The 17,995-nt window shown below is 69.0% G+C and carries 19 protein-coding genes and 1 pseudogene; 13 read left to right on the top strand and 7 right to left on the bottom strand.

What is annotated here, in order from left to right:
- The first annotated feature begins 213 nt into the window (after positions 1-213).
- The 5 genes from CG747_RS37320 to CG747_RS37305 all read left to right on the top strand — a co-directional run bounded on the left by CG747_RS37320 (position 214) and on the right by CG747_RS37305 (position 4,586).
- Positions 214-1,146 (top strand): terpene synthase family protein, encoded by a 933-nt coding sequence (locus CG747_RS37320; protein WP_100606342.1) that lies wholly within the window; start codon positions 214-216, stop codon positions 1,144-1,146.
- The gene (locus CG747_RS37315) at positions 1,143-2,492 is read left to right on the top strand and encodes a cytochrome P450 (protein WP_100606341.1); all 1,350 of its coding nucleotides are present in this window, start codon (positions 1,143-1,145) and stop codon (positions 2,490-2,492) included. Before CG747_RS37320 ends, CG747_RS37315 begins: the two co-directional genes overlap by 4 nt.
- Before the next feature lie 406 nt (positions 2,493-2,898).
- Entirely contained in the window at positions 2,899-3,210 is a 312-nt protein-coding gene (locus CG747_RS50100) for a hypothetical protein (protein WP_257980992.1), read from the top strand.
- Between the two features lie 207 nt (positions 3,211-3,417).
- Entirely contained in the window at positions 3,418-3,624 is a 207-nt protein-coding gene (locus tag CG747_RS50095) for a hypothetical protein (protein WP_257980991.1), read from the top strand.
- Entirely contained in the window at positions 3,621-4,586 is a 966-nt protein-coding gene (locus tag CG747_RS37305) for a DUF6531 domain-containing protein (protein ID WP_146022219.1), read from the top strand. The genes CG747_RS50095 and CG747_RS37305 overlap by 4 nt, the downstream gene beginning before the upstream one ends.
- Before the next feature lie 544 nt (positions 4,587-5,130).
- On the opposite strand, the gene CG747_RS48890 is transcribed toward CG747_RS37305, so the two are convergent.
- From CG747_RS48890 to CG747_RS37290, 4 genes are all read right to left on the bottom strand, one after another.
- On the bottom strand, positions 5,131-5,703 hold the full coding sequence (locus tag CG747_RS48890) for a transposase family protein (protein ID WP_257980990.1): 573 nt from the start codon (positions 5,701-5,703) through the stop codon (positions 5,131-5,133).
- Positions 5,700-6,182: a hypothetical protein gene (locus CG747_RS50090; RefSeq protein WP_257980989.1), complete on the bottom strand. Its 483-nt coding sequence runs from the start codon at positions 6,180-6,182 to the stop codon at positions 5,700-5,702. Before CG747_RS50090 ends, CG747_RS48890 begins: the two co-directional genes overlap by 4 nt.
- A gap of 72 nt (positions 6,183-6,254) precedes the next feature.
- Positions 6,255-6,659 carry a helix-turn-helix domain-containing protein gene (locus CG747_RS37295; protein WP_100606339.1) on the bottom strand — a complete coding sequence of 135 codons (405 nt, stop codon included), beginning with the start codon at positions 6,657-6,659 and terminating at the stop codon, positions 6,255-6,257.
- Between the two features lie 40 nt (positions 6,660-6,699).
- Complete coding sequence (locus tag CG747_RS37290; RefSeq protein WP_180985865.1) at positions 6,700-7,578, bottom strand: helix-turn-helix transcriptional regulator; 879 nt, start codon at positions 7,576-7,578, stop codon at positions 6,700-6,702.
- A gap of 105 nt (positions 7,579-7,683) precedes the next feature.
- Here CG747_RS37290 and CG747_RS37285 point away from each other — a divergent pair, with 105 nt between their 5' ends.
- Complete coding sequence (locus CG747_RS37285) at positions 7,684-8,382, top strand: SDR family NAD(P)-dependent oxidoreductase (RefSeq protein WP_100606338.1); 699 nt, start codon at positions 7,684-7,686, stop codon at positions 8,380-8,382.
- A gap of 787 nt (positions 8,383-9,169) precedes the next feature.
- On the opposite strand, the gene CG747_RS37280 is transcribed toward CG747_RS37285, so the two are convergent.
- Both CG747_RS37280 and CG747_RS50085 read right to left on the bottom strand, forming a co-directional pair.
- Positions 9,170-10,138 carry an alpha/beta hydrolase gene (locus CG747_RS37280; RefSeq protein WP_100606337.1) on the bottom strand — a complete coding sequence of 323 codons (969 nt, stop codon included), beginning with the start codon at positions 10,136-10,138 and terminating at the stop codon, positions 9,170-9,172.
- A 432-nt stretch (positions 10,139-10,570) separates the two neighbouring features.
- Positions 10,571-10,993: an AQJ64_40280 family protein gene (locus CG747_RS50085; RefSeq protein ID WP_308303832.1), complete on the bottom strand. Its 423-nt coding sequence runs from the start codon at positions 10,991-10,993 to the stop codon at positions 10,571-10,573.
- Positions 10,994-11,035: 42 nt separating this feature from the next.
- On the opposite strand from CG747_RS50085, the gene CG747_RS37270 reads away from it, so the two are divergent.
- The 6 genes from CG747_RS37270 to CG747_RS37250 all read left to right on the top strand — a co-directional run bounded on the left by CG747_RS37270 (position 11,036) and on the right by CG747_RS37250 (position 15,201).
- Complete coding sequence (locus CG747_RS37270) at positions 11,036-12,487, top strand: alpha/beta fold hydrolase (protein ID WP_100606336.1); 1,452 nt, start codon at positions 11,036-11,038, stop codon at positions 12,485-12,487.
- Positions 12,488-12,496: 9 nt separating this feature from the next.
- Positions 12,497-12,655 carry a hypothetical protein gene (locus tag CG747_RS48410; RefSeq protein ID WP_180985864.1) on the top strand — a complete coding sequence of 53 codons (159 nt, stop codon included), beginning with the start codon at positions 12,497-12,499 and terminating at the stop codon, positions 12,653-12,655.
- 166 nt (positions 12,656-12,821) lie between these two features.
- Entirely contained in the window at positions 12,822-13,160 is a 339-nt protein-coding gene (locus CG747_RS37265; protein ID WP_100606335.1) for a hypothetical protein, read from the top strand.
- Between the two features lie 173 nt (positions 13,161-13,333).
- Positions 13,334-13,735, top strand: coding sequence for a DUF3592 domain-containing protein (locus CG747_RS37260; RefSeq protein WP_180985863.1), 402 nt, complete (start codon positions 13,334-13,336; stop codon positions 13,733-13,735).
- A 550-nt stretch (positions 13,736-14,285) separates the two neighbouring features.
- Positions 14,286-14,822, top strand: a complete 537-nt coding sequence (locus CG747_RS37255) for a hypothetical protein (RefSeq protein WP_100606333.1) — start codon at positions 14,286-14,288, stop codon at positions 14,820-14,822.
- A gap of 145 nt (positions 14,823-14,967) precedes the next feature.
- Entirely contained in the window at positions 14,968-15,201 is a 234-nt protein-coding gene (locus CG747_RS37250; protein ID WP_100606332.1) for a hypothetical protein, read from the top strand.
- 1,040 nt (positions 15,202-16,241) lie between these two features.
- Here CG747_RS37250 and CG747_RS37245 read toward each other — a convergent pair.
- A pseudogene (locus CG747_RS37245) lies at positions 16,242-16,760 on the bottom strand (amidohydrolase family protein); the annotation flags it as partial.
- Between the two features lie 438 nt (positions 16,761-17,198).
- On the opposite strand from CG747_RS37245, the gene CG747_RS37240 reads away from it, so the two are divergent.
- Positions 17,199-17,885, top strand: coding sequence for an SDR family oxidoreductase (locus tag CG747_RS37240; protein WP_100606331.1), 687 nt, complete (start codon positions 17,199-17,201; stop codon positions 17,883-17,885).
- Positions 17,886-17,995 lie beyond the last annotated feature (110 nt).

Genomic DNA, 17,995 nt, shown 5'->3' with positions numbered 1-17,995 from the left:
CCACGAGTCAACAGTGCATGCGCGCAGAGTCCACTGCGCCGTCGCGGGCTGACTAGCCTCGTCAGCTCGTACAAGCCGGCCCGTCCCGCACGGTCGTCGCATGGGACGGAACCCGGCTTCACCCACCCAGGCGAGGCTGGCAGACCAGTGGGCAATCTTCTCGACGGGCAACCGGGCAGAGCCACGGACGATTTGTGGTGTCCCTTCCCCTCCTTGATAAACCGACACTCCGAGCAGGCCGACCAGCAGAGCCTGGCCTGGCTGGCACGACACCGGCTGCTGGAAAGGCAACCGCACCAGGCCGAGCGGATTCGGCGTCAACGCAGCGGCCACCTGGCCGCACGGACCAATCCCGAGGTGGCCGCCGAAATGCTGCGGCTGCTGTCAGACTGGTACGTCTGGCTCTTCGCGTTCGACGACGGGTACTGCGAGGACCGGGAACGCGGCAGCCGGCCTGGCCCGTTGGCACGGACGACTGCCCTGCTGGCACGGGCGCTCGACGCCGAGACGCCCGTGGCCGAGATGGACGGACCGTCTCGTGCCTACGCGGTGGCCCTGCGGGAGATCCGGGACCGGGTAGGTGCACAGGCGTCGCCGTCGCAGCTCTTCCGGTGGGAGTGCACGGTCCGCGACTACCTTTTCGCCCAGGTGTGGGAGGCCGCGAACCGCGAGGCGGGAGTGGTACCGGGGCTGGCCGAGTACGTGGCCATGCGCCGACACACCGGGGCGACGTACACCTGTCTCGCCCTCGTCGACGTCGCGGCGGGCCACGAACCGCCGCCGGCGGAGGCGGACGGCCCCGCGCTGCGCACGCTCAGGGACCTCACCGCGAACCTGGTGAGCTGGGACAACGACCTGTACTCCCATGCCAAGGAGAAGGCCGCCGGCCAGGGCCGCCACAACCTGGTCGAGGTCCTCGCCTGCCACCATCGCTGCTCACCCGCCGAGGCCCGGAAGCTGGCCGTCGCCATGCGCGACGCCGAGATGAGCGCCTTCATCGAGCTGAGCCACGCCGTCCGTGCCGACGGCAGCGCCGCGACCTCGGCGTACGCGCGCAGTCTCGGCCTGTGGCTGCGGGGGCACATCGAGTGGTCCCGCCACAGCTCGCGATTCGACGCGCCGGCAGCGACGACGAGCCGCCGATGACCCGAGCCGAAGTCTTCCGCGACGGAGTGCCGTGTGCCACCGGCCGGCTGCCCCTGCTCGGACACCTGATTCCGCTGCTGACCCACCCCGTACCCTTCCTGCAGTCGCTGGCCGACTACGGCCCCGTGGTGCGGATCCACCTGTGGCGGCGACCGGTTCACGTGTTCACCACGCCCGAACTCGTCCACCGGCTGCTCGTCGAAGACGCCGCGAAGACCGAAAAGGGCTTCGTCTTCGACAAGGCCCGCGGGCTGCTGGGAAACGGGCTGTTCCTCTCCGAGGGCGCGTTCCACCTCCGCCAGCGGCGCCTGGTGCAACCGGCCTTCCACAGCGACAGCATCCGCCGATACGCGGCGCTGACCACCCGTCAGGCAGCCTCGGCGGTGTCCCGTTGGAAGCCCGGGCGACCGGTACCGATCACCACGCAGATGCACGCGCTCACCCGGGACATCGTGATGGAAGCGCTGTTCGCCACCCGCCTGAACGATGCCCAGAAACACCGGATCGACCAGGCCGTACCCGTGGTCCTCACGGGATTCGTCCAACGCGCGCTCTACCCCTCCCCCCTGCTGGAGAAGCTGCCCCTTCCGAGCAACCGGCGCTTCGACTCGGCGGTCCGGGAGCTGCGCACCGTGGTGGATGACGTCGTCGCGCAGGCCCTCCCCTGCCGGAACCCGGACAGCACGGTGCTGAACCTGCTGCTGACCGCCCGGGACGAGGAGACGGGCCTCGCCATGGAACCGGCCCAGGTGCGGGACGAGGCGGTCTCGCTGCTCCTGGCCGGCACCGAGACGGTCGCCACCACGCTGTCCTGGCTGTTCCACGAACTCGCCCGGCACCGGGAACTACAGGACGAGTTGAGCGAGGAAGTGCGCGCCATCGCCGCCGACGGCTCTGTGTCCTGGAGCGACTTGCCACGCCTGGAACGTACAGGGCACGCGCTCAGCGAGACCCTCCGGCTCCACACCCCCAACTGGATCCTCATGCGCCGGACGGTGGCTCCTCTCGATTGCGCCGAAGCGCGGCTGCCCCCGGGGACGGAGATCCTCTTCAGCCCGGCCGCCCTGCACCGATCCCCGCGGCTCCACCCCGACCCCCTGCGCTTCGACCCCGGTCGGTGGCAACGGCCCGGGGATCACACGTCACGCAAGCTGTTCCTCCCCTTCGGTGCGGGCCAACACAAGTGCGTCGGCCAATCCTTCGCCTGGGCCGAGATTCTCCTCATCGCCGCGGTCGTCCTGGCCCGCTGGCGGCTCACGCCGGCCACCCCCACCCCCGTCCGGGAGAGCGCCACCTCAGCCACCCTCCGCCCACGAGGTCCGCAGCTCATCGTCGATCCGCGGTGAGGGAAGGCCATGGCGAGGCCGTCGACCACCGCGCGTCGCCAGGGCGGGACCATGCCCTGGCGGCCCGGCAGAACGGGCTGGACAACGCGCCGGTGGAAGGCCCTGACCAGGGAGTGTCGGCGAGGAAGAGTTGGTGGCTCAGCTCCTCGTCGACGTCGAAGAGGTGAGCTGAACACCGGGGCCGACACGTGTCGTGAACGCCAGGTTGTGGCCGTCATCGGGTCGCTGGCCGGCAAGCTTACTGTGTCCCCGCGTCTCGTCGAGCCGTCGCCGATCGGTCGGGGGTTCTCGGCACCGAACTCCGCAGCGGCATCTGGGACAAAACTGACCGTCAGATTGCCCGACCCTTATCCGGCGGCGATACGTTGCGACAACGGGTCTGACGAGATCTCATCTGGGGGGACCAGTGGCACTGGAACTGCCCGACGCGGTGGTGTCGTTTCTCGACTTCATCGGCGTCCACTGGCCGAATGTCAACGAGGACAAGGTCAGCGAATTCGGTTGCCACGTAAGGGACTTCGCCAACAACGTCCAGCAGTGCCACCAGGACGCCACCTCGTCGGTGAAGCAGTTGTCCGAGATCTATCAGGGTGCTTCCTACGACGCTCTCATGGCCAAGTGGGGCCAGATGTCGTCCAGCCACATGAACGAGTTGGTGACCGCTGTCACACGGTGGCGACCGCCCTGGACGCCGCGGCCGGTGTCATCGTGGCCATGAAGGCGGCGGCCATCGCCGAACTGGTCGCGCTCGCCGTGACGTTCGTCGCGGACCAGGCCGCCGCGGCCTTCACCTTCGGCCTCGCCGAGGTTGCGGAGGCCGGCATCATCGCGGCGGCCCGCAAGGCGACGAGCTACCTGGAGCAGCAGTTGGAGCAGTACGTCGTCGGCCCAGGTTTTCGAGGCCGCCATCACCCCGCTCGTCGACGTGGTCGGCAAGGCGGTGAGCGGACTCGTCTACGAGGGCACCGCCAAGGCACTCGGTGTCCCCACCGGCGGCGGCGCAGGAGAGAGCTTCTCCGTCCACCCCGAGGAACTGCATTCGCGTTCCCAGGCGTTGGCCCAGCACGCCGAGACGATGGAGGCGCATGCCACGGACTTCACGAACAAGCTGAGCGGGGTGAGCTTCGCGTGACGAATCGTATCGTCAAAGCATTGGAGGACGGTGCGGTGCGGCTCGGCAAGACGCTGGACGAGGACGCGGGGAAGGCTGTCAAGAACCTCTACCACGACACTGGCGACCGCCTGCGGCAGGTGGCGAAGAACCACGCTGAAACCGACGCCAAACACACGTCGGCCATGGACGACATCCTCAAGGGCCGGCACGGTGACATGCCCAAGGCCCCTCGTTCCGCGCCCTCCTCGTCACCCCACCCGTCGGCCGGACCGGAGGGTGGGGGCCCAAAAGGCTCCTCGAAGGGCCCCGGATCCGGTGGGCCGAACTCCTCCGGCCCCTCATCGCTGCGGGACGGGGCGAACCGGGACAGGGTGGGATCGTCCAAGCCCGCGGGTGGCCGCTGCAAGGGCGGCGACCCCATCGATCTCGTGTCGGGCGAGATGATCCTCACCGAGACCGACGTACGCCTACCCGGCCTGCTCGACCTCGTCGTCGAGCGCACCCACCTGTCGTCCTACCGCTGCGGTCGGTGGTTCGGCGCTTCCTGGGCCTCCACCCTGGACCAGCGCCTGGAGGCCGATGAGCGGGGACTCGTCCTGGCCACCGCCGACGGCATGCTGCTCTCGTACGACGTGCCCACCCCGGACACCGCCGTCCTCCCCCACCTGGGCCCCCTCCTCGAGCTGCGCTGGGACGGGACACCGGCCGGCGAGATCCGCGTCACCGACCGCGACGCCGGGCACACCCTGCACTTCCTGCCGGCCTCCGTGACCCCGGAGGAGGCCGCGGCCGGCCGGGTCGCCCTCCCCCTGGAGGCCATTTCCGACCGCAACGGCCACCGGGGCGACATCTGGCGCGACGACGACGGCACCCCCTTCGAGATCCGGCCCGACCGCAGAGGAGCCAGCCGGGGTTCTACCGAAGTTGACGCACACCTCGGATGTCGGCCGCTCGACGACCGGGCGTCGCCCGCCCCCTGACGGCGGGGCGGCGCCTGGGGCACCACCCGTTGGAAAACACCCCACAGGCTCCCATGGCTCAGCCGCCCGCTACGGGCCGCCCTTCGACGGAAGAGCAGCCGCCAGGCCACGTACCAAGGGCGTACGCCGCCCCGCAGCCCGCGGCGACCACCGTGAAACCGGCCCCGGCGCCTCCGATGTCGTTCACCGCGGGGACCCCGACCAGGAGTATCGCGGTGACGACTGTGCTGCCGAAGTCGGAGAGTGTCGAGGCACGGTCAGCATCATGGGGCGACGCCAGCCCGGCACCGGCGATTTCCGTGGCCCGCGACGAGGCGTCCAATGCGCGCCGTGGGCACCCACCCCGGACGCGCAGCTCGCCGGGCCAGGACGAGGGCGCGGAAGCGGGGGCTGTGGTCGGTCAAGCAGCACCGGCAGTGGATTGTCGCCGATGTTCCTCACTGAGCCTCCGCCAACTTGAAATCAGAGGTCAAAGAGCTGGTGTGACCGGTTCTCGGGGTGCTCACGCTGGTCGTGGGCGACGGTCTGCGGAGTAGATCATCCGTCATCGGTTGACTTCGAGGTTCGTCAGAACGAGCAGGGCGCGCAGGAGGTGGGTGGCGCGGGCGGGGTCGGTGCGGAGTTTGGTGAGGGTCCGCCAGTTCTTGAGGTGGGCGAATCCGCGTTCGACCGGTGTGCGTCCGGTGGCGAGGACGCGGTTGGCGGTCTTCTGGCCGGGGGTGAGCTTGTGAGCGCGGGTGGCTGTGAAGCCGGTGACGATCACGGGGTCGCGTACGTCGTTGTCGAGGCCGCAGAAGCCGAGGTCCGTCAATGCGCCGAGACCGGCGGCGCGCAGGTGGGCCAGAATGTGGTCGTGGCGGGCGGCCGTGATGTCGTGGGTGCGGCCGGGCCGGGCGGCGGATATCCAGATCAGCCGGCCCCTCTCGTCGGTCACGGCGAGGAAGTGCAGGCCGTGATGGCGGGATTTGCCGGAGTCGTTGCGCCGGTCGGCCTTTCCTGTGCGGCGTCGGGTGGGGATGAGGGTGCCGTCGATCAGGACTACCTCCCCGCCCTGCTTGGCCACCTTCTTCAGGGCGCGGTCCAGGCGCGGAGCCTGCGCGGCGAGGAGGGCGATCACTCGTCGCGCCAGCGGCGGACGGTGGACTCGGACACATTGTTGCCGCCGGCCATGTCGGCCAGGCGCTGGTCGTGGCGCAGCACGGCCAAGACGATCACCGTGATCCTCCCGGGCGGCAGGATCCGCCACCTGGACCGTATCGCCTTCAGGTGGCGTCGCAGTAGATCGGCGAGGTGGTTGACGGTGCTCGTGGACAGCGGCAGACGGCGCTGGTAGTCCGGCGGGAGTGTGCTCTCCTCCACGCCTGACGTGCGGTGCGGGATCAGCATCACCGCTCGTCCGCCCACCTGCCCGGGCGCCGGCGTGACCGATGCCCGCTCTTCGGCATGCTGTTCGCTCACCCGTTCAAGGACGCGTTCGGCGACGGCGAGTTCGTTCCGCTCGGCCCGTACCTCCGCCAACTGCTTGGCCAGCTGTTCTTCGAGTTCGTCCAGTTCCGCGCGCCGCGTGGTGATCCGTTCCAGCAGCTCAGGATCCATGCACCGGATCGTAGAAGGCCGTCCAGCCGCAGCGAGCAAGAACCGGGGAGCTGACGAGGTTCAGGCCGTGTTCTACGGGTCTGGCGTTTGGTCAAGGGCGTCCCGTCGCGCTGTGCCTCGCTCCCACATGCTGCGCGCCACTGGTTCCAGCGCCCGGCCCTGGCTGGTCAGAATGTAGCGGACGCGCGGAGGCCAGCCCGGGGTGCGGTGACGCTCGATGACGCCCGCACTGGTCAACTGGGTCGGCCTGTCCGAGAGAGCGGGCAGGGCGGCGGACAGTTCGGAGTATGTGGTCTGACCGCGGCGTAGAAACTCGCGGACTACCAGCGGCGTCCACCGACCACCCAGCGCGGCGAGGGTGATGTCAACAGGGCACCGCGGTTCGTGGCCAGGCGGAACGAGGGCGCCGTCCGGGCAGTCCGCCAGCGGGCCGTCCTGATCACCCGTCGGTGCGTGTCCAACGGTGTGGTGCGTCACGAAAACCGTGAGCCGTCGGTCGGCCGATGGGCGGGGCGGATCAGTTGCGCGTGCCGGCCGGTGGGCCGACGACGGTGGTGAGCTGGAGTTTGGTCTCGTCCTCACTGCCCGGCGCGGCGGTCATGATGACAATCTTGAGCTCCGTGTCGCCGTCGGTCAGGACATCGCAGTCCACCGTGACCGGGCCCACCGACGGGTGATCGACCCTCTTGTGGACCTCGCGGTTCGCGGTCACCTCTCCCGTCGCCCACAGCTCGGCGAACCTCTCGTTGCCTGCGTTCAGGTCGCGGACCAGCGCGGCCAGGCGGCTGTCCCGGGGGAAGCGGCCGGTGGCGCGGCGCAGATCGGATACGAGGGCGGCGTCGGCGGTGTCGGGGTCCGTCTCGGTGACCGGCCACAGCGCGAGGGGGGTGTGATCGACGTCCACCGGGAACCTGTCGCGGGCGAAGTTGCGCATCCGCGGCGGCGAGGCCAAGGGGTCTCCCAGCAGGGCGGCCCACCCGTGGTTCCACCACACCAGTTGCCAGTCCGCCGCGAACACGGCCACCGGTACGTCTCCGAGGCGGACGAGTACCCGTTGCATACCGGGCGGGAGATGGTCGCAGATCGTGCCGTCCGCCGGCGGCACGATCTGGGCCAGCCGGTAGAGGTGGTCCCGCTCGGCGGTGGACAGTTGGAGAGCGCGCGCCAGGGACGCCACCACCGACGCCGAGGGTGTCGTGGCCCGCCCCTGCTCCAGGCGCACGACGTAGTCGACCGACACTCCGGCCAGGTCGGCCAGTTCCTCGCGCCGCAGCCCGACAGCCCGGCGCTTGCGGACGACCGGCAGCCCAGCGGCTGACGGGGGCAGCCGGTTCCGCCACGTGCGGATCATCGCGCCCAGTCCAGCTCCGGGGGGTGTCGTCGTCATGCCCTCCATCCTCCCGCGTCCCCGATCACATGCGGGGGCGCGAGGGTGGTACTGGTCTTCCCACCGTCGAAGCGTCCCTGGTCCGGCTCCCTCGTCCAGGCAACTATCGAAGGCATGACGATCACTTTCATCACCGGAGCCAACAAGGGCATCGGCCGCGAGACCGCCCGCCGCCTCATCGCGTGCGGTCACACCGTTGTCCTGGGAGCCCGCGACCGTGAGCGGGGTGAGGAGGCAGCCGCCGCGCTGGGCGCACGCTTCGTCCCCGTCGACGTGACCGACGACGCGTCCGTGGCCGCCGCCGCCGCGGACGTCGCCGAGCACGAGGGCAGGATCGATGTCCTGATCAACAACGCGGGGGTCCAGGGTCCCTTCGGTGATCCCGGCGACCTCACCGCCGCGGACGCCCGCGCCGTCCTCGACGTCAACGTCATCGGCGTGGTCCGCACCACCACCGCGTTCCTGCCGCTGCTGCGCCGTTCGGACGACCCCCTGATCATCAACGTCAGCAGCGGCATGGGCTCCCTCGCCTTCACCCACGACCCCGGCCGGTCCGAGTCGCACGTCGTCGTGCCGCTGTACGCCTCCTCGAAGGCGGCGCTGACGATGTTGACCACGCAGTACGCCAAAGGGCTCAAGGGCATTCGCGTCAACGCCGCCGACCCCGGCTACACCGCGACCGACATAAACGGTCACAGCGGCTCCCAGACCGTCACCGAGGGCACGGACGCGATCGTCGCCCTCGCCACCGAGGGGCCCGGTGCCGGCACCGGACGCTTCATCGACCGCCATGGCGAGATCGCCTGGTCCTGAGACCGGCGGTGCCGGGTCACCGGCCCTGAAGAACAGAACGGGCAGAACATCGAGACCGGTCCCGGACAGGAGAACCGCTGCCGCTACTGGCGTCGGCGGAACCTCCGGCCGAGGTGATCAGGACGTACGAGCCGGGGCCCGGCACGTCGAGACGGTAGCCGCCGTCGGGCCCGGTGACCGCGCGGTCCAGACGGCGTTCCACATCTCCGCCGCCTTCCTTGGTGGTCGCCGCCCTCGTCGCCGCGTTTGTACTCAAGCAGAAGGGCTGGGAGAGCGCCGCCGAGGCAGATGCCGCCGTCGGGATGGCGGAAGGATGACGATGCTGCGGCAGCTCGGGTTCCTGACCGGAACTACTGCGCGACGCACTGGACTTGCGAGTGAGCACGGAGACCACCCGCGCCACCCACCTCCTGCGCGCCCTGCTCGTCCTGCTGGTCCTGACGAATCTTGAAGTCAACCGCTGACAGACGATCTACTCCGGAGACTGCCGCCTCCGACCAGCGTGAGAACCTCGGGAGACCGTCACGCCAGCCCTTTGACCTGTGCCTTCAAGTTGGCGGAGGCTCACTCATGGGCAGCAATGAGTCCAACTGCCCGGAAGCCCCGCCATCCGCCAGGGCCACCACCGGCTCACTTGCCCAGACCTTCCAGACCTCCAACAGCGTGTGCAGCCCGTACCGCAAACCGCCTCACCGCCCGCCCCGTCCCCGTCCCCGTCCCCAACACGTAGATCCCGGCCTGTCACTTACGCACGCGACTCATGGCTGCCTTGCCTTTCGCATGCCCTCTAGACCTGGGCGGTTCCGAGGGCGTTGCGCAGGAACGCCGTTGCCTGGTCGATGGCTCCGCGGGCGGCTTTGGACTGACTCAGCGAGTTGAGCATCATGAAGTCGTGCACCGTGCCGTCGTAGCGCACCGTGGTCACCGGAACGTCGGCTGCTCTGAGCTTGGCGGCATACGCCTCGCCCTCATCACGCAGGACGTCGGCCTCGTCGACGAGCAGCAGGGCGGGCGGCAGGCCGGAGAGCTGCTCGATGGTGGCGTGGTTGGGAGACGCGGTGATCTCCGCGCGTTGCTTCGGGTCGTTCGTGTAGGCGTCCCAGAACCATTCCATCAGCTTGCGGCTCAGGTAGTAGCCGGTGGCGAATTGGTCGTAGGAACCGGTGTCCATGGCTGCATCCGTCACCGGGTAATACATTGACTGCTGTACGAACTTGACGTCACCGCGCTCCTTGGCCATGAGGGCGAGCGCGGCGGTCATGTTCCCGCCAACCGATTCCCCGGCCACTGCCATGCGCTGCGCATCAAGCCCCCTGGACGCCCCCTCGCGGACGATCCACTGCTCGGTGGCGTAGCCCTGCTCGATGGCCACGGGGTAGTGCGCTTCGGGCGACGGCGTGTACTCCACGAAGGCCACTGCCGCACGGGCGCCGACCGCCAACTCGCGTACCAGGCGGTCGTGAGTACCGGCATTGCCCAGCACCCAGCCACCGCCGTGCATGTACAACACGACGGGCAGCGTTCCAGTGGCACCCTGCGGCTTGACGATGCGTACCCGTACATCGCCCACCGCTGCCGGAACCGAAACCCACTCCTCGTCGACCGGCAGTTTGTCGACTGGCGCGGCCTGGAGGTCGTCGAGCACCTTGCGTGCTGCGGTCGGATCCAGCTCATACAGGAACGGATGATGCGACGTCGCGTCGGCGAGTTGTTGTGCCTCGGGCTCAAGGACGATTGACGCGGTTTGACCAGCCATGGGAACGCTCCCTGGGAAATCCGAGAAGAGCACGGTGTCCTGCGCGGGGCGCTGAAGACCGTCGCGCTACGCTCGGACTGCGAGGCGGCCAGCAGTGCCTCCGCCCTCGTTCAAGCCCCTGATGGGCACATATGTGCATTGTAGTTGCCCATCCTCCGCAAAGGCATTCCAAGGAACCGCCTGATCCGTCCCGCGTAGGATGCTCGACTTGGTGACGGCACAGCCTCCTCGGTGACACACGCGCCGACGATTCCATGTCGGGACTTTGACACATGCGACTGTGTGCAGCGGATGACGCAGGAGCCCGACCTACTCTCCGAGCACATCGACGAACTCGTGCGGATCCGGGCCGCGTTGGACGGCCTGATGCCCACGGCCCGGGCCCATCGAGAGAACGAGGAACTCGCGCCAGCCGTCGGAGCGCGCCGTCGGTCAGGTGAGGGAACGAGCGCCCCACGCATTCTGGAGAACTGACTGCGCGCCTTCCCCGAGAACCAGGTGCGTCATCCCGCCTGGAAGGGTGGGCAGCTCAGCCCAGTGAGTCACGGTCTCAACACTGGCAAGGCCGTAAGGCAAACGGACAACCCCGTCGGATTCGACGAAGCAGTCCCTGCACTCCGCCCCGTCCTCACTCCAGTGCAGAGTATCGAAGACCATCGGCCTCACCAGCCAGAATCCCTCACCCAACCCCGTATTGGCCTCGGACTCAGCGGCGCTGTCAGCCGGATACCGGCCCGTCGCCGCCCGCGGGCAGCGCGCTAAGATCCCAGTTTGCTTTACCCAGATCTCAGTTGCCTTAATGCTAACAGTGAGCCCCTGCCATGCGGACGAAAAATCCCTGCATGTGACCGGCAAGGAGCTGAGTGATGACGATCTTCGAACCGATCACGGGCCGCTATGTCCGCGGTCAACGGTGCACGCACCTACTTCGACGAGGCCGGCGAAGGCGTCCCGATCGTGTGCATTCACCCGGGGGCCACAGGCTCTCGGATCTACCGGCACCTTCTGCCGTTGCTCGCTGCACGCGGATATCGCGCGAGCGCGCCCGATCTTCCCTGGCACTGCCGTTCCTACCCGGCGCAGTGGCGGCCGGGGAATTCCATTCACGACCACGCCGAGTTCGTGCACGCGTGCGTGCGCACGGTGCTGCGTCTTTACAACCGGCACCCGAACAGTGAGCCACTGCCGCCGTACGACGAAATCGCCTGGTCCGGGCTGACCCGTGCAGCCCGAACGATCGCCAAGGCGTCATGGGCTGCGTACCGGGCGGCCAGAGAAACGGCAGAGGCCGGCCAGGACCCGTACGTACACGGCTGGACGCGAGAGAACATCTTCTGGCTGATGGTTCACCACGGGCCCGCGACGACACGAAAGCTGGGCGAGCGCGCCGGTTTGTCGTACGAGCAGATGCGCTATCGGACCGGCCGTGGCCATCAGCGCTTCTTCGTGGAAGCACGCGAAGCGCTCTTCCCCAGCCCTCGCGTCGTGATCGCCTACCGGGTGCTGTTCGGCGTGTACAGCGACATCGTGCCGGACGGCATCGCCGATCTGGGCATCGACGGCCTTGACTGGGCGGACGACAGTGCGGTGCTGGTCCGCTATATCAAGGGCCGTACGCCCGAGGAGAGCATCACGCTGCCGAGCAAGGCTGTGCGGCTGTTGGAACGGTGGCTTGAATATGCCGAACTGGCGAGGTCGCACTGCCCACCGCGGCTGCGCAACGTGGCTGTGGCTCGCCCACACCTCGCGTCGCGCGGGCGACGAGGGCCTCGGGCCGTGGAGGTACGGCGCCCCTACAAGTCCACTGCCGTCGACTGGTCCCGAGACTCGGGGGTGGTCGACGCCAACGGGGCGCCGGTCATGGTGCACCGTCACCGGATCCGCACGACGTTCGAGTCCCGCCGGGACCGCTCTGCCTGGATCGGCAACCGGCGCTCGACGATCGACCCCAACCACACCCCGGGAGTGGAAGGCGACCACTACCTGTCCTCGATGACCGAGGCCCAGCAGAGCGCGCTGGAAGACATCGTCGAGCAGGCCCAGGGTGATCTGCTCCGGAGGGGGCAATCGCCCATGCTGTGTCGGACGAGCAGGTCGCCGACCTGGCCCGTCAGTTCCCGCGGCCGGTCAGCGAACTGGAGTTGGACGATCGGGCGATCACTGAACTCGTGGGTGGCCAGCGCGATGTGTTCGTGGCGTCCTGCGCCGATCCGACCGCGGGATTGCACGGCCCGAAGAGAAAGCCGTGAACCGGCCCGCCCCTGGGTGTGCCTGCTGTGTCCACTCGCCCTCTTCACGCCGCGGCACGCGGCGAACCTCCTGCGCATGAAGGCGTTCTTCGCCCGGTAGTGGCAGCAGATGCCCGCCGCGCAGTTCATGCCCGTCTTCGGTCACTACGCCCAGCGCATCGAGGAAGTCCTGACCAAGTACGACCCCACGCAGCTCGCTGCGGCTGCCGCCCAGGTCACCGACACCGACGCCGAGATACTGCTCCTGCCCGAGGAGAGCACCCTGTGAATACCACACCCTTGACCGAGGTCCCGCCGTCCAAAACCGCACCTCGCCCTTCGCCGGGGCCGACATTTGCCGTCTGGCCGGCTTCATTCTCCCCATCTGGGCGGCCCGCTCGGTATTCGAGGACGACGTCTGGGTCTTCACCCAGGTCATCGGGATCCCCGCCTACGTGGCGAAGTGCGCACGGCGCCTGGACTTCTCGGGGATCATCAATGAGCGGTGGAAGACGGTGGCCAAGGAGTACATCGCCGCCCAGATGGCCCCCGGGCAGCAAGCCGTTCGAACGCTGCCGTACGCCAACCGGACGGTCCGCGTCGTCAACAGCCTCTACGACGAACTGCTGCAACTGGTCCGGTGGCTCAACTGGCTGACCACCCAGGGGGTCGGCGAGCTCGGCGAGGTCACCGGACACCACTGCATGTCCTTGGCCCAGTACCGCGCCACCCACCGCCCCAACGGCAAGAAGACACACGACCGCCCCAGCGTCCGCAGAGAGTGGCTCCGGTGATGACCTCGGCTTCAGGGAGCGGGGCGGCCCTTCGTCGCCCCCCCGCCACGGCCACGGAAGCCCGAGGAGCCGGTGTGCCCGCGCACCTTCGTGAACCATCGGGCTGCGTGCCGCGTCCTCCTGATGCGCGGCCCGTGCCGGGCGGGCGCTGCGCGAGGGAGAGCAGGGCACGGATGACGGGTGAAACGATCGCTATCGGGCTGGCCGTATTGGCGGGCCTGGTGAGTCTGTGGGCCGGTGCGCGGGAGGCGCGGCTGCAGATGCGGCTGAGCTGCTACGGGCTGCATGCCGAGGGGGTGGTGGTGGACCAGGAGCATGAGCCGGCGGACGATTGTTCGACGCCCGTCATCGAGTTCACCGACCGCCAGGGCCGGGCCGTCAGGTTCCGGCCCGTCGCGACGGGGCTGGGGCTGGGGCTGGCCCTCGGAGCCCATGTGCCGGTCGTCTACCTTCCCGAAAGGCCGGCATGCGCAAGGGTATTCACCCGGAAGCACCGCCTGTCTCGGATCGTCGGCCTGTTCGCCGGAAGCATGATCTTCCTCGGCGTCGCGGTGGGGGTCGTGCTCACGCGCTGAGCTTGTTCTCCCTCCTCGTTCTCACTAGCGGATCCACCTCCAGACCCGTCACGGGACCCGTCGGACACGCCCAATCATGCGGTTCCTTACGTCACTGCGCCGATGGCCGGCCAAGCGACCACCTGAAGCGCCTACGGCCCGGGCGCGCGGCAGGCGGCTGCACCGTGCTGCAGCCGTCGTCGCCACCGCGCTGACGCTCGGCGGCCTGCTGGTGGTGGAAAGGAGGCGGCACAGCACAGACGGCGAGCCCGGACAGCCACCGACTGGTCACCTGGAACATGGAGAACGGGCGCGACCGCTGGGCCGGTGTGGCCGCGATCGCCCGGACCAGCAGCGTGGTAGCACTCCAGGAAGTTCCCAGCGTGCCGCCCCGGGGAGTCCGGCAGCTGCGCTCGATCGGCATCGTCGAGGTCTATTCGTGGCGAATCGGCCGCGACGAAAACCGCTACCTCTACATCGTTCCCCAGGCATCGCGGAACGTCGGAATGGTCACCACCTTCCGCGCCGACCAGGTGGTGCAGATCGGCGGCACCAACCGCGACGGCTCGGCGTGGTCCGCAGCGCCGACCACGTCCTGTTCGCCAGCGTGCACGCCTCGGCCGGCAATCGCAATGGCGGGGGACGGGACGCCGACGGGCCGCCCCTGGTGCGCAGGTTCGCCGCCGCGGCGGCCACACGCCGCATCGCCCGCTGGGTGGCGCTGGGGGACTTCAACCGTGATCCCGGCGAGCAGAACGGCAGGCTCCCGGCCGGAACCCGCATCTACAACAGCGAGCAGGCCACCCAGCGAAGCGAGGGCGAACTGGACTACATGTTCTCCAACGTCGACACGCAGACATGGCAGGCCACCGTCGAGGCCAACCGCGGCAGCGACCACTGGCCCTACTTCGGCTCGCTGCAGGCCGGAGCCGGGCCGCGGGACCTCACCGTGACCTCGGGCCTCAGCGGCCTGAACCTGGACGTCTTCCACGAGAGCCTGGGCGACGGGACGCACGTCATCCAGTACCACACCACCGGCGCCACCAACCGACTGTGGGCCTGGAGCGGAACAGCGTCGGAATCGGCAGGGGCCCGCTGTACCGCCTGATCAGCTACAGCAGCCAGAAGTGCCTGGACGTCGACGAGGGCCAGAAGTCCCGGGCCGGCGACGCCCTCAACATCTGGACCTGCCACGGCCCGGACGGCTCCCCGCCCCCGGCGGCCGGCAGGCGGACACCCAGAACTGGACCCTGGTGCACCCCAACCCGTTCCGGCCGAACGAGACCGAGCTGCGCAACAACTCCACCCGCCTGTACGCCAGTGTCGACCACAACTCGAAATCGGACGGCGCCACCCTCGTTCAGCGCCACAACCAGCCCAGTGCCCCGCCGTTCCCCGGCGAGGTCTTCTACCTCCACCCGGACCCCGCCGGCCCGGCGGCCGACCCGCCCGGAGGACCCGGGACACCCGGAGACCCCTCCGTGTAAGCCTTGCCCCGCCCCGTGAGGGTGGTGCCCCGCCGCCGTGCACGGCGGCGGGGCACCACCCGGCTACACCGCAGCCGTCGGAGCTCTGCCAGCAGGGGGCGAGTAGGAACCGCGCAGCCATCGCGAGCCCACCGTGCGCCCCGTCGAGCCGTGCGGAGCATCGGTTCGACCGTTCGGCGGGCGACAGACACCCGCATGCACGCGAGAGCCGGAAAGTCGACACGTTCTGTGCCAGTTTGCCGCTGACGACTTAGCTGGTCGTGGGGCGCCTGACGGCCGTCCGACCTCGGCGCCAGTCCGGCTGGCTGTCGTGCTCCGCTGGCCCGGGCCTGCCGTCACGACTGTCGAGGTCCGCTCGCCTCTCCAGGGCCGCGCGCGACGGCGGCCGTCTCGGGCTCTGCCGCCGGCCGGAGGAGACCCGGTGGGCCCACAACCGCCGCCTGCCGCACGGCCGTCGTGGCCCCGCCGCCAAGGTACCGACCAGGTCCTCGTCGGCGGCGACCGCGGTGTCGCACAGCAGCTCGGCGTGAGCCTTGATCGTGCTGGGGTCGGTGAGGGATTCGATCCAGTCCTGCAGCTAGAACTGGGTGGTGCCGCCGTCGACGAACAGTTCCGGGGATACGTGGCCGAGCGCGGTACCAAGCGGCTCGTGCTGCCCGAGGTGAGCCGCTTGGCCAACACGGCCTCCGCCCTGCGGCTCACCGGAGACGCCATAGTCGACCTGTGGTCGCGCGCGGGTTACCAGCCCAGGGGTGACCGATCCGCCGCCCGCGCCGCGATCCTGGGCGCCTGCGAGCCCGTCGTTGGCTGGTTCGAGACGTCCGGCCGCGTACTGACGGGCCTCGCGGCTTCGCCCCGCGAAGTCAGTCCACCGGCGGCGAACGAAGTATTCAAGGAGGCCCTGCACCGAGATCCGACCGCAGACGGTGGCAGGTACGACGCTTCCGCCGCGGTGAGGATGATTTGGACCGGGCCCTCCCGATCGAGGCATGCGGCCCGCGCTCGGCTGAGCTCATACCGTCGAGCGAGTACAGGGGCGTTTCCTGGCCCTCCAGCACCGGCGCCTTGGCCAGGGTCGAGTAGAGGACGAGGGCGCTGGGCGCCGCGAGCAGCAGGCCCGTCGGCTCCCCGTCCCGGCCGCGGACGATCTGTCCGCCTTGCGGATCGGGCGTGTCCTTGCCGAATCCGGCCGCCTTCACCGCAGCCCGGTTGAGGACGGCGGACTGGTACAGGTGCAGGACGAAAACCGGGGTGTCGGGAGCGGCGGCATTCAGCTCCGCGACGCTCGGCAGTCTTCGCTCGGCGAACTGCTCGGCCGACCAGCCTCCCACCACCCGCACCCACTGGCCCTTGGGGGTGCGCGCGGCCTGTTCCCGCAGCATGGCCAGGCCCCGGCGCAGCGTGCGAACACCGTCCCAGCGCAGTTCCAGCACGTAGTTGAGCCCGCCCCGAATGACGTGCAGATGGGCGTCGTTGAGCCCCGGGATCATCCGTCGGCCGAGCGCGTCCACCACCTTCGTGGCGGCTCCGATGTGCGGGGCCACGTCCTTGTCGTCACCGCGCTCGAAGCCTTCAAAGAAGCCGTTGCGCTCGCCGAGGCACCCGCACACGGCACCAAGCCACTGTTCGTCTTCGAAGACGGCCGGGACCAAGGCCATGGGTAGGAAGCGGCCCGCCGGTGCGTCGGCGGTGCGGCCACTGCGTGCCAGGGCTGCCGCATGAAGCCCCCACCGTTCGACCAGGTCAGCGCCTCGTGCCGGTGTTCCAGGAAGCCCTCGTACGTCATCTCGGCGGAGGTCGCTCTGTGAGGGCCGGTCGCTGACAGTGGATAAGGGTCCTGCAACCGGGAGCCGTCTCGCGTGCGTCGCTGCGGCGCCCGATGCACGCTGGTGGTGGTGAGGACTTCTCGCGTGGGCAACCTGCGTGCGCGACGACAGAGCCTCCCATCGCAGGGGCGTCCCTCGCTGATCGGCAGGCGGCAGTGGGAAGGAAGGGCGATGGAGATCAGAGGATCGACTGCCCTGGTTACCGGGGCCAATCGTGGCATCGGCTACGCGTTCGCCCGCGCGCTCATCGCGCGGGGATCAGTGACGGTCTACGCCGGTGTCCGCGATCCGGCGAGCGTGGGCGACAAGGATCTGACTCCGCTGCGTTTGGACGTCACCGTGATGGAAGAGATCGCCGCGGCGGCCGCGGCCGCCGATGACGTCACCATCGTGATCAACAACGCGGGCGTCGGAGGTTTCGACACTAAGCTGTGGACTGGCTCCTTCGCCGGCGCGCGCGAGGCGATGGAGGTCAACTACTTCGGCACCTGGGCCGTGTCCCGTGCCTTCGCGCCGGTCCTGGCGCGTAATGGCGGCGGCGCACTGATCAACATGCTGTCGACCGCCTCCTGGGTGTCCCGGCCGGACTATCCCGGGTATGCGGCCTCCAAGGCAGCCCAGTGGTCCTTGACGGGCGCGCTGCGGGAAGGCCTGCGCGAGCAGGGAACTCTCGTGATCGGTGTCCACGCCGGTTTCGTGGAAACGGATCTCAGTTCCTTCACGGACGCACCGAAGATCAGTGCGGATGATGTTGCGGAGCAGACCATGGAGGCACTGGCGAACGACCGGGTCGAAGTCCTTACCGACGAGCGGACTCGGCAGGTCAAACATGCTCTGTCGCAACCCGTCGAACGGTGAGGAGATGCCGCCTCGGCCCTATGGGGCTGCCTGCAGCGGATCACCGCCTGGCGCCTGCAGCAGCCTGGCGAGGTGCTGGATCGGCCCTCAGACGCTGTTGTCTTTCCGGG

The sequence above is a fragment of the Streptomyces sp. CB02959 genome, from assembly GCF_002803155.1.
Taxonomy (GTDB): domain Bacteria; phylum Actinomycetota; class Actinomycetes; order Streptomycetales; family Streptomycetaceae; genus Streptomyces.
This window is presented reverse-complemented; position numbering and strand designations above follow the sequence as displayed.

Excerpts from the sequence above, each read along its gene's own strand:
- CG747_RS37280 (WP_100606337.1), bottom strand. The coding sequence starts at position 10,138 with ATGGCTGGTCAAACCGCGTCAATCGTCCTTGAGCCCGAGGCACAACAA.
- CG747_RS50090 (WP_257980989.1), bottom strand. The coding sequence starts at position 6,182 with ATGGATCCTGAGCTGCTGGAACGGATCACCACGCGGCGCGCGGAACTG.
- CG747_RS37285 (WP_100606338.1), top strand. The coding sequence starts at position 7,684 with ATGACGATCACTTTCATCACCGGAGCCAACAAGGGCATCGGCCGCGAG.
- CG747_RS37240 (WP_100606331.1), top strand. The coding sequence starts at position 17,199 with ATGGAGATCAGAGGATCGACTGCCCTGGTTACCGGGGCCAATCGTGGC.
- CG747_RS37270 (WP_100606336.1), top strand. The coding sequence starts at position 11,036 with ATGTCCGCGGTCAACGGTGCACGCACCTACTTCGACGAGGCCGGCGAA.
- CG747_RS48410 (WP_180985864.1), top strand. The coding sequence starts at position 12,497 with ATGCCCGCCGCGCAGTTCATGCCCGTCTTCGGTCACTACGCCCAGCGC.
- CG747_RS37315 (WP_100606341.1), top strand. The coding sequence starts at position 1,143 with ATGACCCGAGCCGAAGTCTTCCGCGACGGAGTGCCGTGTGCCACCGGC.
- CG747_RS37290 (WP_180985865.1), bottom strand. The coding sequence starts at position 7,578 with ATGGAGGGCATGACGACGACACCCCCCGGAGCTGGACTGGGCGCGATG.
- CG747_RS37260 (WP_180985863.1), top strand. The coding sequence starts at position 13,334 with ATGACGGGTGAAACGATCGCTATCGGGCTGGCCGTATTGGCGGGCCTG.